This is a genomic window from Asticcacaulis sp. P2_B1, from assembly GCF_056404915.1.
On sequence record NZ_JBFUDD010000012.1, the window covers coordinates 12,238 to 26,598 of the forward strand.

Annotated in this window: 15 protein-coding genes; 11 read left to right on the forward strand and 4 right to left on the reverse strand. The window is 60.3% G+C overall.

The genetic code is table 11. The annotated features are described in order from the left end of the window. Positions 1-139: 139 nt before the first annotated feature. Positions 140-820 (forward strand): 2OG-Fe(II) oxygenase family protein, encoded by a 681-nt coding sequence (locus AC1DX3_RS19370; protein WP_476990978.1) that lies wholly within the window; start codon positions 140-142, stop codon positions 818-820. Here the strand turns inward: AC1DX3_RS19370 and AC1DX3_RS19375 are convergent. Together AC1DX3_RS19375 and AC1DX3_RS19380 are read right to left on the reverse strand one after the other, a co-directional pair. Next, positions 817-1,563 (reverse strand): transglycosylase SLT domain-containing protein, encoded by a 747-nt coding sequence (locus AC1DX3_RS19375; RefSeq protein ID WP_476990979.1) that lies wholly within the window; start codon positions 1,561-1,563, stop codon positions 817-819. The two genes, AC1DX3_RS19370 and AC1DX3_RS19375, sit on opposite strands and share 4 nt — an antisense overlap. 18 nt (positions 1,564-1,581) lie before the next feature. Then, positions 1,582-1,911 carry a DUF1476 domain-containing protein gene (locus AC1DX3_RS19380; RefSeq protein WP_476990980.1) on the reverse strand — a complete coding sequence of 110 codons (330 nt, stop codon included), beginning with the start codon at positions 1,909-1,911 and terminating at the stop codon, positions 1,582-1,584. Between the two features lie 232 nt (positions 1,912-2,143). Between AC1DX3_RS19380 and purC the strand changes: the two genes are divergently transcribed. From purC to purL, 6 genes are all read left to right on the forward strand, one after another. Continuing rightward, the gene (purC, locus tag AC1DX3_RS19385) at positions 2,144-2,905 is read left to right on the forward strand and encodes a phosphoribosylaminoimidazolesuccinocarboxamide synthase (RefSeq protein WP_476990981.1); all 762 of its coding nucleotides are present in this window, start codon (positions 2,144-2,146) and stop codon (positions 2,903-2,905) included. After that, a complete protein-coding gene (gene purS / locus AC1DX3_RS19390) occupies positions 2,902-3,141 on the forward strand; it encodes a phosphoribosylformylglycinamidine synthase subunit PurS (RefSeq protein ID WP_476990982.1) in 240 nt (79 codons plus the stop codon). The genes purC and purS overlap by 4 nt, the downstream gene beginning before the upstream one ends. Then, on the forward strand, positions 3,142-3,624 hold the full coding sequence (locus AC1DX3_RS19395; protein ID WP_476990983.1) for a DUF3291 domain-containing protein: 483 nt from the start codon (positions 3,142-3,144) through the stop codon (positions 3,622-3,624). 6 nt (positions 3,625-3,630) lie between these two features. Further along, positions 3,631-4,302 carry a phosphoribosylformylglycinamidine synthase subunit PurQ gene (gene purQ / locus AC1DX3_RS19400; RefSeq protein ID WP_476990984.1) on the forward strand — a complete coding sequence of 224 codons (672 nt, stop codon included), beginning with the start codon at positions 3,631-3,633 and terminating at the stop codon, positions 4,300-4,302. A gap of 70 nt (positions 4,303-4,372) precedes the next feature. Then, a complete protein-coding gene (locus AC1DX3_RS19405) occupies positions 4,373-5,800 on the forward strand; it encodes an alpha/beta fold hydrolase (protein WP_476990985.1) in 1,428 nt (475 codons plus the stop codon). Between the two features lie 39 nt (positions 5,801-5,839). Next, positions 5,840-8,056, forward strand: a complete 2,217-nt coding sequence (purL, locus tag AC1DX3_RS19410; protein ID WP_476990986.1) for a phosphoribosylformylglycinamidine synthase subunit PurL — start codon at positions 5,840-5,842, stop codon at positions 8,054-8,056. 7 nt (positions 8,057-8,063) lie between these two features. Here purL and AC1DX3_RS19415 read toward each other — a convergent pair whose 3' ends face one another. Then, the gene (locus tag AC1DX3_RS19415) at positions 8,064-8,534 is read right to left on the reverse strand and encodes a hypothetical protein (protein ID WP_476990987.1); all 471 of its coding nucleotides are present in this window, start codon (positions 8,532-8,534) and stop codon (positions 8,064-8,066) included. A gap of 313 nt (positions 8,535-8,847) precedes the next feature. Between AC1DX3_RS19415 and AC1DX3_RS19420 the strand changes: the two genes are divergently transcribed. The 4 genes from AC1DX3_RS19420 (at position 8,848) to AC1DX3_RS19435 (ending at position 13,482) form a co-directional block, all read left to right on the forward strand. Beyond that, positions 8,848-9,753, forward strand: a complete 906-nt coding sequence (locus AC1DX3_RS19420) for an aldo/keto reductase (RefSeq protein WP_476990988.1) — start codon at positions 8,848-8,850, stop codon at positions 9,751-9,753. A gap of 65 nt (positions 9,754-9,818) precedes the next feature. Beyond that, positions 9,819-10,154: a Grx4 family monothiol glutaredoxin gene (gene grxD, locus AC1DX3_RS19425; protein ID WP_476990989.1), complete on the forward strand. Its 336-nt coding sequence runs from the start codon at positions 9,819-9,821 to the stop codon at positions 10,152-10,154. A gap of 91 nt (positions 10,155-10,245) precedes the next feature. Beyond that, positions 10,246-11,778 (forward strand): hypothetical protein, encoded by a 1,533-nt coding sequence (locus tag AC1DX3_RS19430; RefSeq protein WP_476990990.1) that lies wholly within the window; start codon positions 10,246-10,248, stop codon positions 11,776-11,778. 75 nt (positions 11,779-11,853) lie between these two features. Next, entirely contained in the window at positions 11,854-13,482 is a 1,629-nt protein-coding gene (locus tag AC1DX3_RS19435; protein ID WP_476990991.1) for a DUF1570 domain-containing protein, read from the forward strand. A 97-nt stretch (positions 13,483-13,579) separates the two neighbouring features. On the opposite strand, the gene rpsD is transcribed toward AC1DX3_RS19435, so the two are convergent. Beyond that, positions 13,580-14,197 carry a 30S ribosomal protein S4 gene (rpsD, locus tag AC1DX3_RS19440; RefSeq protein ID WP_476990992.1) on the reverse strand — a complete coding sequence of 206 codons (618 nt, stop codon included), beginning with the start codon at positions 14,195-14,197 and terminating at the stop codon, positions 13,580-13,582. Positions 14,198-14,361: the final 164 nt, after the last annotated feature.

Below are 14,361 nucleotides of genomic sequence, written 5' to 3' on the forward strand. Positions count from 1 at the left end.
AGCTCGGCCACGTCGTCGGGCGATATGTCGACAGTCTTGGCGCCGCAAGGCGGCAAAAACTCTGCGTAATCTGTGGATCCCCTTTACCGCTGTTGGGACCTGAACGGACGTTAGCCGTCAAGACAGGTGGAGGAACGCCATGCCTGCCCTGCTCTCCGATCTGTTCGATGCCGCCGGCTATGAAAGCCGTTTCGCCGCCAAGGGCCGCATTCGACTTGAAGGCGCTATTGCGGCAGAAGAGGCCCATGCCGTCCATCATGGCCTTGAACAACAGACGCCATGGGAATTGCAACTGGTGACGGTTGATGGCCGGCCGGATGTTATTTCGCGCCCGCAATTGGAAAGCCTGGCGCCGTCGGTGATCCAGACGCGCCTAACCGATGCGGCGGAACGCGCCCAAACGGGTCTGTCCTATCTGCGCCTGGGTTGCGATTTAATGGCGGCGGATACGATCGCGCTGGCGCCGTTGTCCGACCTGATCAAGTCCCAGGCCTTCGCCGATTTTTGCGGGCGCCTGACGGGGCTGACGGGCCTCGACCTGACTCAGCTCCAAGCAGTCTGTTATCGCCCGGGCGACTTCTTCACCCAGCATACCGACAGCCAGGCGCGGCTGTGTTTCGAATGGAATTTTACCGAAGGCTGGCGTTCGGACTGGGGCGGGCAGGTTTTGTTTCATTCGCCATCGGGCGATATCGAAGGCGGCATCATGCCGCGCTTCAACGATCTGGCATTGTATAGTGGCGATCAACCGCGCTCGATCGCCAGCGTGGCACCCTATGCCGCGGGTCCGCGTTTCTCGGTAACGGGCCGGTTTGCTTAATTCGTAGCCTGGCACAAGGCCAGTGATCGCGTGGCGTTGCGGATGTCTTCGAGATGGTGGCCGGCGCCCAGGCGCATGACCGACCAGTAGCGCGCCAGGCCCATGGCATTGTCGCTGGTACTGCCGGCCGTCAGGATGCGGTCCTTGGCGATCAGCTTGGCCATTTTCGGGATGGCGCAGCGGATATTGTTGATCGGGTCTTCCAGCGAGCGATTGCCGCGATCGAGCACGCACCACGAAAAACCGTCCTCATAGGACAATTGGTAAAGTCCGACCGAGTCGACGCCTAGCGGCGGCGGTTCATGGAAGATATTGTGCGGATCGTAGCCGCTTTCATATTTGGCGATGGCGACGGCCATGGTGGCCAGGACCGTTACCTGATCGTCAGTATCGAGATCGCGATAGGCGGAACATATGTCGGCCAGGTCGGTCGCCTTATTGAAGGAGACCAGGTTGGCCTTGATCTGGGTGCGCAGTTCGTCGGACCAGGCCACACGTTCAGAGTGATTGTTTTCCCACGCCAGGCCATTGAGCAATTCCGCCGGTGGTGGCGGTGGTGGCGGTGGCACATCCGGTTCGGCCGGCGTTTCGTTGGGCGGCGGCGGCGGCGGCGCGTCGATCGGCTGCTGCGGCAATTCGCCGCCGGGGCCGCCGACATCGGGCCCCGCTGGAATGGTGGCGCACCCGGCCACGGCCAGCAGGCCGGCACCGAGGATCAGGGACGCAAGGGCTTTCAGCTTCATCGTCCGCTCCGTTAGGGGTTAGCTCTTGAGGGCCTCCCTGGCCTGGGCCAGGAATTCCGCTGCCTTGGTGCGCACTTCGGATTCGCGCACACTGATATTGGAGGCGACCAGATCGCCGAGTATCTTGCGAATCACGTCGTCTTCCGAGGGTTGATCCGACGGTCCGCGCACCACGGCCTTGGCGTAGTTTTCGATATGCTGGCCGCTGAGTCCCATCTTTTGCGCCGCCCACAGGGCGATCATGCGGTGGCTGGCGGCCGCGGCCTGGAATTCGAAATCGGCGCTGCCCGCTGCCGGTGCGTCCTGCGGCTGTGATTTTTCAGACGAACGCTTATCGAATATGGACATGGAGTGGGCAAACCTTTCAGGTTGATCCGGTTTTAGTTCGCCTTGTGGGGGTACGCAACAAGAACTGACGTTTACAGGACAAAAGTTTTTGTTTATTTGCGGCGGCAACGCGCATCCTCTATGATGAGACTCGCGCATTTCATGGGCCTGGCGGGCTTCAAACCCCGAAATTTCGTCCGTTTACGACACATGCCCCGTCTTTTGCCCCTGCCCCGTTTGGAGCCTATAAGCCATGACCACCCCCCGCCGGAAGAAAATCTACGAAGGCAAGGCGAAGATCCTGTATGAAGGTCCCGAGCCCGGCACTCTGATCCAGTACTTCAAGGACGACGCGACCGCCTTCAACGGCGAGAAGAAGGCGCAGCTTGAAGGCAAGGGCGTCATCAATAACCGCATCTCCGAATTCGTCATGACGAAGCTGACCAATATCGGCGTGCAGAACCACTTCATCAAGCGCCTGAACCTGCGCGAACAGCTGATCCGCGAAGTCGAGATCATCCCGCTGGAAGTCGTGTGCCGCAATGTCGTCGCCGGCTCGATGGCCAAGCGCTTCGGCCTGCCCGAAGGCCAGCAATTGCCGCGGTCGATCATCGAATTCTATTACAAGAACGATGCCCTCAACGATCCGATGGTGACCGAAGAGCACATCACGGCGTTCAATTGGGCCAATACCCAGGAGATCGACGATATCCTGGCCATGACGTTGCGCGTCAACGATTTCCTGTCGGGCATGTTCGCCGCCGTCGGCATTACCCTGATCGACTTCAAGATCGAATATGGCCGCCTGTTTGAAGGCGACTTCGCCCGCGTCATCCTGGCCGACGAAATCAGCCCGGATTCGTGCCGCCTGTGGGATTCGACGACGAACGAAAAGCTCGACAAGGACCGCTTCCGCCGTGACATGGGGAATGTCATCGAAAGCTATACCGAAGTCGCCAAGCGGCTGGGGATCATGGGCGATATGCCCCGTGTTATCGAGGGAGGCGTAGCGTGAAGGCCAAGGTTCATGTCTTTTTGAAACCGGGTGTTCTCGACGTCCAGGGCAAGGCCGTCGAAGGCGCCTTGCACGACCTGGGCTGGGGCGGCGTCGCCAATGTCCGCGTCGGCAAACTGCTGGAATTCGACCTGGACGGCCAGGACGAGGCCAAGGCCAAGGACGAGCTCAAGGCCATGTGCGAGAAGCTTCTCGCCAACACGGTCATAGAATCCTACCGGGTCGAGGTCGCCTAGATGTCGCGGTTCGAGCTGGCGGAAATCAATATCGGCCGCCTTTTGGCGCCGATCGATGACCCTCAGATCGCCGACTTCAAGAACAATCTCGACCGCATCAACGAACTAGCCGAAGGTTCAGACGGCTTTGTCTGGCGGCTGACGGGCGAAGGCAATGACGCCACCGACCTGGTTGCCTTCGACGATCCCGCCGTCATCACCAATATGAGCACGTGGCGCGATATGGATGCGCTCGGGGCTTACGTCTACCGCTCGGACCATCGCACCATTATGCGCCGGCGCGCTGAGTGGTTCAGCAAGATGGAGGTCCATATGGCGCTGTGGTGGGTTCCGGCAGGTCACCGGCCGACACCCGCCGAAGGCCGGGCGCGTATTGAACTTCTGGCGCGCCAAGGCCCATCTCCCGAAGCCTTCACCTTCAAAAACCCCTTCCCGTCTCCGGACGCCGCGCCGATAAAGCCCGTCCTCGAAACCTGCGAGTAAAAGATCATGAAAGCCGCCGTCCTCGTTTTCCCTGGTTCTAACTGCGATCGCGACTGCAAGACCGCCGTGGAACGGACCGTCGGCGGCAAGGTCGAGATGGTGTGGCATGAGGATACGTCCCTCCCCGCCGCCACCGACCTGATCATTATCCCCGGCGGGTTTTCCTACGGCGATTACCTGCGCTGCGGCGCCATGGCGGCGCAGTCGCCGGTCATGGCCGCCGTCAAGAAGGAAGCCGAGCGCGGCGTATCGGTCCTGGGCATCTGCAATGGATTCCAGATCCTATGCGAAGCCGGTTTGCTGCCGGGCGCCCTGCTGCGCAACGAGGCCTTGAAATATGTCTGCAAGCCGATCGAATTGACGATCGAGAACCGCAACACGCGCTTCACCAGCGCCTATGGCAACAGCCAGACCGTTTGGATGACCCAAGGTAATGGCGACGGCAATTTCTTCGCCGATGCCGAGACGCTAAAAAGCATCGAGGACAACGACCAGGTGGTTTTCCGCTATGTCGATAATCCGAACGGATCGCTGAACGGCATCGCCGGGCTGATGAACAAGGCCGGCAATGTCATGGGCATGATGCCGCACCCGGACCGCGCCTTCGAGGAAGCCTTGGGCTCGGCCGACGGTGCGCCGCTGTTCAAGAGCCTGCAGAGCGCCCTGCTCGTCGCGTAGCTCGGCACAACACGTTGACAAAAGACGTGTAGAATGAAACCAATGCTCTTCGGGTATTGGGAGTGGGTCTATGTTGCGTCGTTTGGGAATTTTGTTTGTCGCCGCCCTGGCCGTCGTCGGCTGTACACCGAAACAAGAACCCCTGACGCTCGGTTATCACAAACAAACCTGTTCCGCGCTCTATGCCGGACTGAAACAGACGATCGAATGCGGCACCATGGTCGTCGAAGAGACTCGCGGCGCCAAGAATGGCCGTCTGGTCGAATTACCGGTCGTTATCGTCCGCGCCACCGCTGCCAACAAGAAAAGCGATCCGGTCATCTTCCTACACGGCGGCCCGGGCGGCGGCGTGGTCGACAGCATGGCCGCCCGTTTGAGCCGCAGCCCCAGCGTTATTACCGATGACCGCGACTGGATATTCTTCGACCAGCGCGGCAGCGGCAAATCCAACCCCTCGCTCGATTGCGGCCAAGCGCCGTTGTCCGACGCCGGCGTGACCAGCGATGTCGGCGTGGCGGAACTGCAGGCCTGCATGAAAAAATGGCAGGCGACCGGCGCCGACCTGACCCAGTACAATTCGGCCGTCATCGCCAAGGACATCCATGATCTGCGCGCGGCGCTCGGCATCACGACCTATAATCTCTATGGTGGCTCCTATGGCACCCGCGTCGCCATGGCCGTCATGCAGCACGATCCGGCCGATCTGCGCGCCGTCGTGCTCAACTCGACCTGGCCGCCGGAAGCCAATGCCACCAAGCCCTTGCCCGGTCTGGTGTCGCGCGAGGTCCGGCAGGTTCTCGGTTACTGCGCCAAGGACGCCGTTTGCAACGCCAAATATCCCGATCTGGAAAAACGCTTCGATGGCCGGATGACCGACTGGCTGGCGGCGCCGACTATCGCTAAAGACGGCACGACCTATACGGCCGACGAAATGGGCGCTTTCCTGCTCGACGCCATTTACAGCGACAATGGCGCCCGCAAACTGCCGTCGACGATCGACACCGTGCTGCAGGGCGATTACAGCGCGCTCGGCGACTTCGTAAAGGTCCAGGCCGGCTATACCGAGGGCCAGTTCTTCACCACCTTGTGCAACGAAGAATTCTCGTTCGAAGACGTCAAGGCCGTGACCGATGACCAGGGCGGGGACCCGATCGCCACCGCGGTGGCACGCGACACCCGCCGTTTCTTCCCGGTCTGCCAGGCCTTCAATCACGGCACACCCGACCCGGTCGAAAACCAGACCCTGGTCAGCGATATTCCGGTGTTGATGATGTCGGCCGATATCGACGCCGGCTGCCCGGCGGAACTGTCGGAGGTTTCGGTCAAGAGTTTAAGCCATGGGAAGAATTACTTCTTCCCCAACCGTACCCACACCATCGCCGGCGGCAGCCAATGCGCCCATGACCTGGTGGTGCAGTTCCTCGACAAGGCCGACCCAAATGTCGACGCCAGCTGCATCGAGACAGATCGGCCGAGTTTTCCGTTTATCTATAAGTAAAACTTGAGGGCGGAGCGTGAATCCCCTATATGCGCGCACATGAGCACCATGACCGCCGCCCCGCAAAAATCCATGGCCGACAAGGCCGCCGAATATGGCCTCAAGGCCGACGAATACGCCGTCATTCTCGACCGGTTAGGGCGCGAGCCCAACGATGTCGAGCTGGGCGTTTTCAGCGTCATGTGGTCGGAGCACTGCTCGTACAAGTCTTCGCGTTTGCACCTGCGCAAATTCCCGGTCACCGGTCCGCGCGTCATCTGCGGCCCGGGTGAAAACGCCGGCGTTATCGATATCGACGACGGCCAAGCCTGTATCTTCAAGATGGAATCGCATAACCACCCGTCCTTCATCGAGCCCTATCAGGGCGCGGCGACAGGCGTCGGCGGCATCATGCGCGACGTCTTCACCATGGGCGCGCGTCCGATCGCCCTGCTCAACGCCCTTCGATTTGGAGAGCCGGACCACCCCAAGACCCGCCGCCTGGTCGAGGGCGTCGTCTCGGGCATCGGCGGTTACGGCAATTGCGTCGGCGTGCCGACGGTCGCCGGAGAGACCAATTTCCACGCCGGCTATAACGGCAACATCCTGGTCAACGCCATGTGCGTCGGTCTGGCCGATGCCGACAAGATCTTCTATTCCGCCGCGCCCGAGCCAGGCCTGCCGGTCGTCTATTTCGGTTCCAAGACCGGTCGCGACGGCATCCACGGCGCCACCATGGCCAGCGTTGAATTTTCCGAAGATTCGGAAGAAAAGCGCCCGACCGTCCAGGTTGGCGACCCCTTTGCCGAAAAGCTGCTGATCGAGGCGACGCTGGAGCTGATGGCGTCCGGCGCCGTCGCCGCCATCCAGGACATGGGTGCGGCCGGTCTGACGTCCAGCTCGGTCGAAATGGCCGGCAAGGGCGGTTTGGGTATCACGCTCGACCTCGACATGGTGCCGCAGCGCGAAACCGGCATGTCGGCCTATGAAATGATGCTGTCGGAATCGCAGGAGCGCATGCTGGCCATCCTGAAGCCCGGCCGCGAGGAAGACGGCTATCGCATCTTCAAGAAATGGGGCCTGGACGCCGCCGTCATCGGCTGGACCAATGACAGCGGGCGCATCGTCCTGACGCACAAGGGCGAAACTGTGTGCGACCTGCCGTTGGCGCCTTTGTCCGACGACGCACCGCTTTACGACCGTCCCTGGGTCGAACCGGCCCAGGAACCGGCCCTGACCGCAGCCGACGTACCCGTCGCCGCCGTCAGCGACGCCCTGCTCAAGATCATCTCGTGTCCCGACCAGGCGTCGAAGCGCTGGCTGTGGGAACAATATGACCGCCACGTCATGGCCGATACGCTGGCCGACTCGTCGACCGGCCACGACGCAGGCATGGTCCGCGTCCACGGCACCCGGAAGGCCCTCGCCGTCACGTCGGATTGCACCCCGCGTTATGTCAAGGCCAATCCCTATGAGGGCGGCAAGCAGGCCGTCGCCGAAGCCTGGCGCAACCTGACCGCCGTCGGTGCCGAACCGATCGCCATTACCGACAATCTCAATTTCGGCAGCCCGGAAAAGCCCGAGACCATGGGCCAGTTCGTGCGCGCCATCGACGGTATGGCCGAGGCCTGCCGGGCCCTGGATTTCCCCGTCGTGTCAGGTAATGTCAGCCTGTATAACGAAACCAATGGCGTCTCGATCCCGCCGACCCCGACGGTCGGCGCCGTCGGCCTGCTGAAGGATTACGACAAGCGCGTCGGCTTCAACAGGGTTCGGCAAGGCCAGGTTGCCCTGTTGGTCGGCGAAACGGTCGGTGAAATGGGCTCGTCGCTCTATTTGCGCGAAGTCTTCGGCCTCGAAATCGGCGCCCCGCCGACAGTCGATCTGGCCAACGAAAAGAATAACGGTACTCTGGTGCGACGCCTGATCAAGACCGGCGTGGCGCGTGGCGTTCACGATCTGTCGGATGGCGGCCTGCTGTCGGCCGCGGTCGACGTCGTGCTGAGCTCGCAGATCGGTCTGGAGTTGAAGAACACCACCGACCTGGCTGATCATGTATTCGCCTTTGCCGAAGACCAGGCGCGCTATTTGGTCTTCGTCGACGAAGCCGTAGTGCATATCGTGCTCAGCCAGGCTGCCGAAGCCGAGGTGCCGGTGTCGGTGATCGGCGTGGCGACGGGCAGCGATTTAACCTATGCCGGGGTGTCGCTCAGTATCGAGCGCCTGCGCCAGGCGCACGAGCACTGGCTGCCAACCTATATGGCGGGTAAGGCCTGAGTGTTCCTCACGGATAACCGATTCCGGTCAGTTCCCAGCGGCACTGGTCGCTCCATTTATAGCTGAGGTCCAGTTCGTCATTGGTATTGGCATTGATCGTCACCCCGGCCAGGCCGTGCTTGGCGTCCAGAGACTTGTCGATCTGGCCCATTTCGAACAGACGGTGCATGTCGCCTTCCTGGCCACCGCAGTTGAACAGATCGCAATAGCGGCCCGTGCGACCGGCAAAATTGGCGGACAGGGTTTTATAGGATACCAGGGGACCGTCTGTCCCGAAGGCGACGCCATCGGGGCTCATTTGGCCCAGTAAGGCGGCCGCGTCATTGCCGCGCACGGCGCCCAGGGTTGCGACGATCGCCCGGTCGAGCGAGACGTCGTCCGCCGTGCAGGTCTGAGCACAAGCGCTGGTCAACAGCGTCAAGGCGGCGAGCGGCACCGCCATGATGACGGCTGTCGTCCTGACAAGGTTAATGGCCATGGCTAACAATCTCCCGGTTGAACGGCCGACCATAGCGCATACCGGCGCCAGGACCAAATCGTTACAAACGTTTAGCATGTCCGCCTTGAACCGGCGATGAATGGGAAAAGGTTTGCTCTGCGTGTATTTTTCGCATTTTTATCTGAAACGCGTACTACTTTTAAAACAGCGTTAACGGACTCATTAACTTCTGTATGCTACCGCTGAAACATATGTGGCATTTATAGTTTAACGATTTGAACCCATCGGGGCGTTTCGGGCATGACGGCAATACGGCAAGGAATGGGTAACGGCAGGGAGGGCTCATAATACCATGCGCTATCGTCCCTTCGGCCGCTCCGGCCTCGCCTTGTCCAATATCGGCCTCAACCTGCGCTGGGAAAAACTGCACAAGAATCGCAGCTTGCTGCAAAAGCTGATTTTCACGGCGCTGGAAAACGGCATTAACACCTATCATTTCGACAGCGCCGAGCCCGGCTTCCTGCAGAGTGCGTCGGAAATCTTCGGCGTCGTCGAACGCAAGCTCCTGTTTATCAGCATCAACGCCCACGAACCGACTCAAGCCCCCGACGCCTCGGTCTGCGCCATGCCGGTGCTCAAGGACCGCCTGCGCAGCGCCATCAAAGACTCCGGCTTTCATTGGATCGACCTGTTGCTGTTCGATCAGCCCGCCGCCGAGTTCATACCCGACGACAGCCTGAACTTCCTCGATAGCCTGAAACGCTCCAAGATGCTGCGCTATGTCGGCACAACCTGCGAGGCCGAGCAAATGGCAGATTTGGTCGCCAGCGGCAATTTCGACGTCATCAAGACCAGCTACGATATCGACTCAAGCTGGGATAAACGCCGCCAGATCGACAATGCCGTTTCCAAGGAATTGAATGTCTTCGGCACAGACGTCATGCCGGAAGCCTATCGCAAGGCATCGGATGTGGTCCCCAAGGCCGCGCGCCGCAGTTGGTTCGGCGGCAAGGCGGCCAATCCGCTGGGCGGCGCAGGTACCCATGCCTTCCTGCATCAGACGCACGATTGGACGCCGGAAGAGCTGTGCTTGGGTTATGCCTTATCGCAACCGGGCCTGTCGTGTATCTTCATCGATGCCGACACCCCGGACCACCTCGAATCCCTGGCGGCTGTACCAGAGCGTCACCTGCCTTCGTCAGTGCCGGCGCAGATCGAAATGGCGCGCTTTAACGGACGCGCGCCAAAATCGGCTTAAAGTCCACTGGATTCCCGGACTTCCCTCGCCTATATGGGTGACAGTGATTTCTTAAGGAGCGTGCCATGAGCGGCGAAACCGACGTCCAGACCTTTATCGACAGCACCGTCAAGGGGCACGATGTCGTCCTGTTCATGAAGGGTACGCCCGAGCAGCCGCGTTGCGGCTTTTCCAGCCTCGTCGTCCAGGTCCTCGACCACCTCGGTGTCGAATATATCGGCGTCGATGTTTTGCAGGACAACGATCTGCGCGACGGCATCAAGACCTATAGCGACTGGCCGACCATTCCGCAGCTCTACCTCAAGGGCGAATTTATCGGCGGCGCCGACATCGTGCGTGAAATGTTCCAGTCGGGCGAACTGAAAACTGCCCTGTCGGAAAAGGGCGTTATCGCCGCTTAAGGCGCCATCCCGCCTCACGGTAAACTTTACTTTTAAATTCTCGTTAGCTCCCTTATGCTTTCTTTATAAAAGAGTGGCGTAAGGCGTATTGATGCGTAATTTGATCATGGGGCTGGTGGCGTTTTTCGCCATGTTCGTAACGGGTCAGGCTCGCGCCGACTCGTGGATCAAGGCTGAAACCGCCCATTTCGTCATTTACAGCAACGGGCTCGAGCAAAAGACGCGGACCTATGCCCGTAAACTTGAGGCCTTCCGCACCCTGACCAATATGCTGGTCGGCAGCGCCGGTACGGGCCCGCAGGTCAAGTTCCAGATTTATCTGCTGAATAGCGGCGACCAAATGCAGATCGTCCGTCCGACGTTCGCCAAGGGCGTCGGCGGTGTTTATTTCAATTGCGCCGAAGGCACCAGCGCCTATTCCGCTATCCAATACAGCAAGAGCGACCAGGATCCGAGCCTGCTGGTTCTGTTTCATGAATACAGCCACTACGTCATGTTCAAGACGGCCAAGATCGCCTACCCCATGTGGTACGCCGAGGGTTTCGCCGAATATCTCAGTACGGCCGATCCCGAAAAGGGCGTCATCAGCGTCGGCGAATTGGCCAAGGGTCGCAACTATGTCCTGGCCAAGGACCGCTGGATCGACTTCACCCGCATCCTGAAGCCCGACTTCGGCTTCGCCGGTGACAAGTCGAACAATCCCTGGGTTATCCAGAGCTTTTACGCGCAGTCCTGGCTGCTGACCCACTATATGATGAGCGACGACAAGCGCGCCGCGGCACTGAACGCCTATTTTGTCCGTATCGGCGCGGGCGAAGACCCGATTACCGCCTGGCCGGCGGCGACGGGTATCCGGATTCAGGATTTGCACCACATCCTGCTGCGCTATCAAACCCGAATGTACTATCTCAAAGTTCCCGTGGCCGACTATCCGGAGACCGCGATCGCCGTCAGCGATATTCCCGCCGCCGAGGGCAAGATCCTCCTTGACGCCTCGCTGCTGAATACCTGCCTGCCTATGCAACAGGGGCAGGATGTCCTGGCCAGATTGCAAGCCGCGGCGCCAGGCGCCGGCACCAGTCCGGTTTATCAATTGGCCCTGGCACGGGCGCAACTCCTGTTCGGTGATCCGGCCGCGGCCGAAGCGCCTTTGAAAGCCCTGGTAGCTGCCGACAACGGCAATTTCGACGCCCGCTACCTGTTGGGCCGGGTCTACAACCGCCTGGCCGCCGACGAACCCGATGATGTCGCCCAGGACCTCAACAACCGGGCCTACAATCTCTATCTGGAAGCCTATCGCATCGACAAATTCAACGCGCCCAACCTCTATTATCTTAGCCGCGCCGCCGGCAATCCGGCCGATCTCAAGAACCGCAACGCCGTCAATGCCGCCAATAACGCCCACCTCCTGGCGCCCGGCGTGCTCGATTACGCCAAATATGCCGCCTATGCCGACCTCGCCGTCGGTGAAAGGAACAAGGCCGAGGCAGTTTTGACGCCCTTCCTCAGCGATCCCCACAACCGCGTCCAGGCGGGCCGCATCCAGACGGCGATCCTGGCCATCCGCGACGGCAAACCGACGGCGGATGTGGTCAAGCTTTTAGCCGACGTGCCGGCCGAATAGCCCGAAGAAACCGCTTTCCAACACACGGGATTGCCCTTAATTTAATACCTTGAGGGGCCGGCAGGGGGATCGGGGATGAAGTCACTTAAATCATGGATGTTGGCGATGGCCGTGTTGGGCCTGCCGTCATGGGCCGCCGCCGATCCGGCCAATAAATGGATCCAGGCCGAGTCGCCGCACTTCGTCGTCTACAGCGACAACGGCGCCAAGGTGACACGCGACCACCTGCTCAAGCTGGAGCAATATCGATATATCCTCTCGCGCTTCCATGGCTTTACCGAGGAAGACGACGCGGCCCTGCCCAAGCTGACGGTTTACTTCGTCGCCAATCATAAGGATTTGGAGCAGACCTGGCCCAAAGCGAACCCCGATATCGCCGGCTATTTCAAGAACTGCACGGAAGGCCAGGCGGCGCTCGCCATCTATCAGGACGATCTCATCCGCAAGTCCAAGGATGCGCGGGGACAAGAAGAAAACGCCAGCCAGGCCATCCTGTTCCACGAATACGCCCACAACTTCATGTTCCAGAACAGTGAAGGTCAGTTTCCGCCGTGGTACGTCGAAGGCTTTGCGGAATTCTATTCGACGACAAAGATAGAAGGCGACACGGCGGTTATCGGCATGGCCTTCTCGTGGCGAGTCTACACCTTGATGCAGCCTGGCGCGACCATCAGCTATGATGAGTTGTTGCGTGATACGTGGCGATCGCCGAAAGGTCGTAACGACCCCCGTATCGAGGCCTTTTACGCGCAGTCGTGGCTGTTGACCCACTATATCCTGTCGGACCCCGAGCGGCAAAAGCAGTTCGACGCCTACCTCGAAGCCTATGCCAGGGGCGACGATCCCGTGGCCGCCTTCGAGAAGGCCTTCGGCATTCCGGTCAAGGACCTGCGCAAAACCCTGGACCGCTATCTCGACAAGATCATGGCGACGCAGTACCGCATCCATGACATGCCGGCGCCGGACATTACGGTCACGGACATGCCGGTCTCCGCCAATAAGCTGTTGTTGTGGGACGCCGCCGACCGGCTGTGCCCAGCGACGGCCGACATGCCCGCCCTGTTGACCAATATCCGTACTGAAGCTGCGAAATTCCCCGGCGACGACTATGCGGCGATGACGCTGGCGCGGGCCGAGATCATCATCGGTGACGAGTCACAGGCCCTCGGCTATCTCAAGGCCTATACGGCGACGCATCCCGACGACGCCGAAGCCGCCTATAGGCTGGGGCAAACCTGGTTCCTGATGACGGTGCACAAGCATATTGCCGACGGCGAAACCGCGGAAAGTCAAATGAAGCAGGCGCGCACGGCCTTGGGCAAAAGCTACAAGCTCGATCCGCTCAATCCGGGGGATCTCTATTACTACTCGCTGGCACTGCAGGACCAGGCACCAGAGCCGACGGACAATGCCATCAACGCCGCCATCGCGGCCCATGAACTGGCGCCCTCGGTCGAATCCTTCGCCTTCCAGGCGGCGCAGCTTCTCGTCCGCAAGGGGCGGCTGAGCGAAGCCAAGGACGTGCTGTTCCCCCTGGCCAGCAATCCCCACTATCCGGAACTGTCGAAATGGGTGAGAGGCGTCATAGCCGCTATCGACGGCGGCGCATCGAAGGCGGACGTGTTAAAGGCGATGGCGGCCCCGCGCGACGACGATGACGCGGGTACTGGCCCCAAGGATGAGCCTGAGAAAAAGGTGGGATGAAACATCAACAAAGCAAAACCCCGGAAGTTGCCTTCCGGGGTTTCTTATAGCACTGGGTCTTAAGCGGTATGACGCGGCAAAAATGCCCGTCAGAAGCTTAGGAGGAGTAGTATTCGATGACCAGGTTCGGTTCCATCTTGACCGGGTAAGGCACTTCCGACGATTCCGGCAGGCGGACCAGACGGACGCGCATCGCCTTGGCGTCGAGTTCCAGGTAATCCGGCACGTCGCGCTCGGGCGATTGCAGGGCTTCGAGGACCAGCGCCATGTTGCGCGAACGCTCACGGACTTCGACGACGTCTTCCGGCTTGACACGATAGGACGCGATGTTGACGCGCTTGCCGTTGACCAGGACGTGGCCGTGGTTGACGAATTGGCGGGCAGCCCAGACGGTCGGCACGAACTTGGCGCGATAGACCAGGGCGTCCAGGCGCGTTTCGAGGAGCGCGATCAGGTTTTCCGAGGTGTTACCCTTGCGGCGATCGGCTTCTTCGTAAGTGCGCAGGAATTGCTTTTCGGTGATGTTACCGTAGTAACCCTTCAACTTCTGCTTGGCGCGCAGTTGCGTACCGAAGTCGGAGATCTTGTTCTTGCGGCGCTGGCCGTGCTGGCCGGGACCGTAGGAACGCTTGTTGACGGGGGACTTGGGACGGCCCCACAGGTTTTCACCCATGACGCGGTCGAGTTTGTACTTGGCGCTATGGCGCTTGGACATTTAGACCTCTAATTCAACCCTGGCCGGCTTCCCACCCGTATGTGAAAAGCGATTGCAACGGCGGTTCAGGATCAACCCGTTATGCGCCGAGGCATTAGCCAGGGCGTGAAGTGGGCGCTTATGTCGGATTGACGGCCCGAAGTCAAGCACATCGGGCGTTTTTG

Excerpts from the sequence above, each read along its gene's own strand:
- purQ (WP_476990984.1), top strand. The coding sequence starts at position 3,631 with ATGAAAGCCGCCGTCCTCGTTTTCCCTGGTTCTAACTGCGATCGCGAC.
- purC (WP_476990981.1), top strand. The coding sequence starts at position 2,144 with ATGACCACCCCCCGCCGGAAGAAAATCTACGAAGGCAAGGCGAAGATC.
- AC1DX3_RS19375 (WP_476990979.1), bottom strand. The coding sequence starts at position 1,563 with ATGAAGCTGAAAGCCCTTGCGTCCCTGATCCTCGGTGCCGGCCTGCTG.
- rpsD (WP_476990992.1), bottom strand. The coding sequence starts at position 14,197 with ATGTCCAAGCGCCATAGCGCCAAGTACAAACTCGACCGCGTCATGGGT.
- AC1DX3_RS19370 (WP_476990978.1), top strand. The coding sequence starts at position 140 with ATGCCTGCCCTGCTCTCCGATCTGTTCGATGCCGCCGGCTATGAAAGC.
- AC1DX3_RS19420 (WP_476990988.1), top strand. The coding sequence starts at position 8,848 with ATGCGCTATCGTCCCTTCGGCCGCTCCGGCCTCGCCTTGTCCAATATC.
- AC1DX3_RS19435 (WP_476990991.1), top strand. The coding sequence starts at position 11,854 with ATGAAGTCACTTAAATCATGGATGTTGGCGATGGCCGTGTTGGGCCTG.
- AC1DX3_RS19430 (WP_476990990.1), top strand. The coding sequence starts at position 10,246 with ATGCGTAATTTGATCATGGGGCTGGTGGCGTTTTTCGCCATGTTCGTA.
- purL (WP_476990986.1), top strand. The coding sequence starts at position 5,840 with ATGAGCACCATGACCGCCGCCCCGCAAAAATCCATGGCCGACAAGGCC.
- AC1DX3_RS19415 (WP_476990987.1), bottom strand. The coding sequence starts at position 8,534 with ATGGCCATTAACCTTGTCAGGACGACAGCCGTCATCATGGCGGTGCCG.
- AC1DX3_RS19380 (WP_476990980.1), bottom strand. The coding sequence starts at position 1,911 with ATGTCCATATTCGATAAGCGTTCGTCTGAAAAATCACAGCCGCAGGAC.
- AC1DX3_RS19395 (WP_476990983.1), top strand. The coding sequence starts at position 3,142 with ATGTCGCGGTTCGAGCTGGCGGAAATCAATATCGGCCGCCTTTTGGCG.
- AC1DX3_RS19405 (WP_476990985.1), top strand. The coding sequence starts at position 4,373 with ATGTTGCGTCGTTTGGGAATTTTGTTTGTCGCCGCCCTGGCCGTCGTC.
- grxD (WP_476990989.1), top strand. The coding sequence starts at position 9,819 with ATGAGCGGCGAAACCGACGTCCAGACCTTTATCGACAGCACCGTCAAG.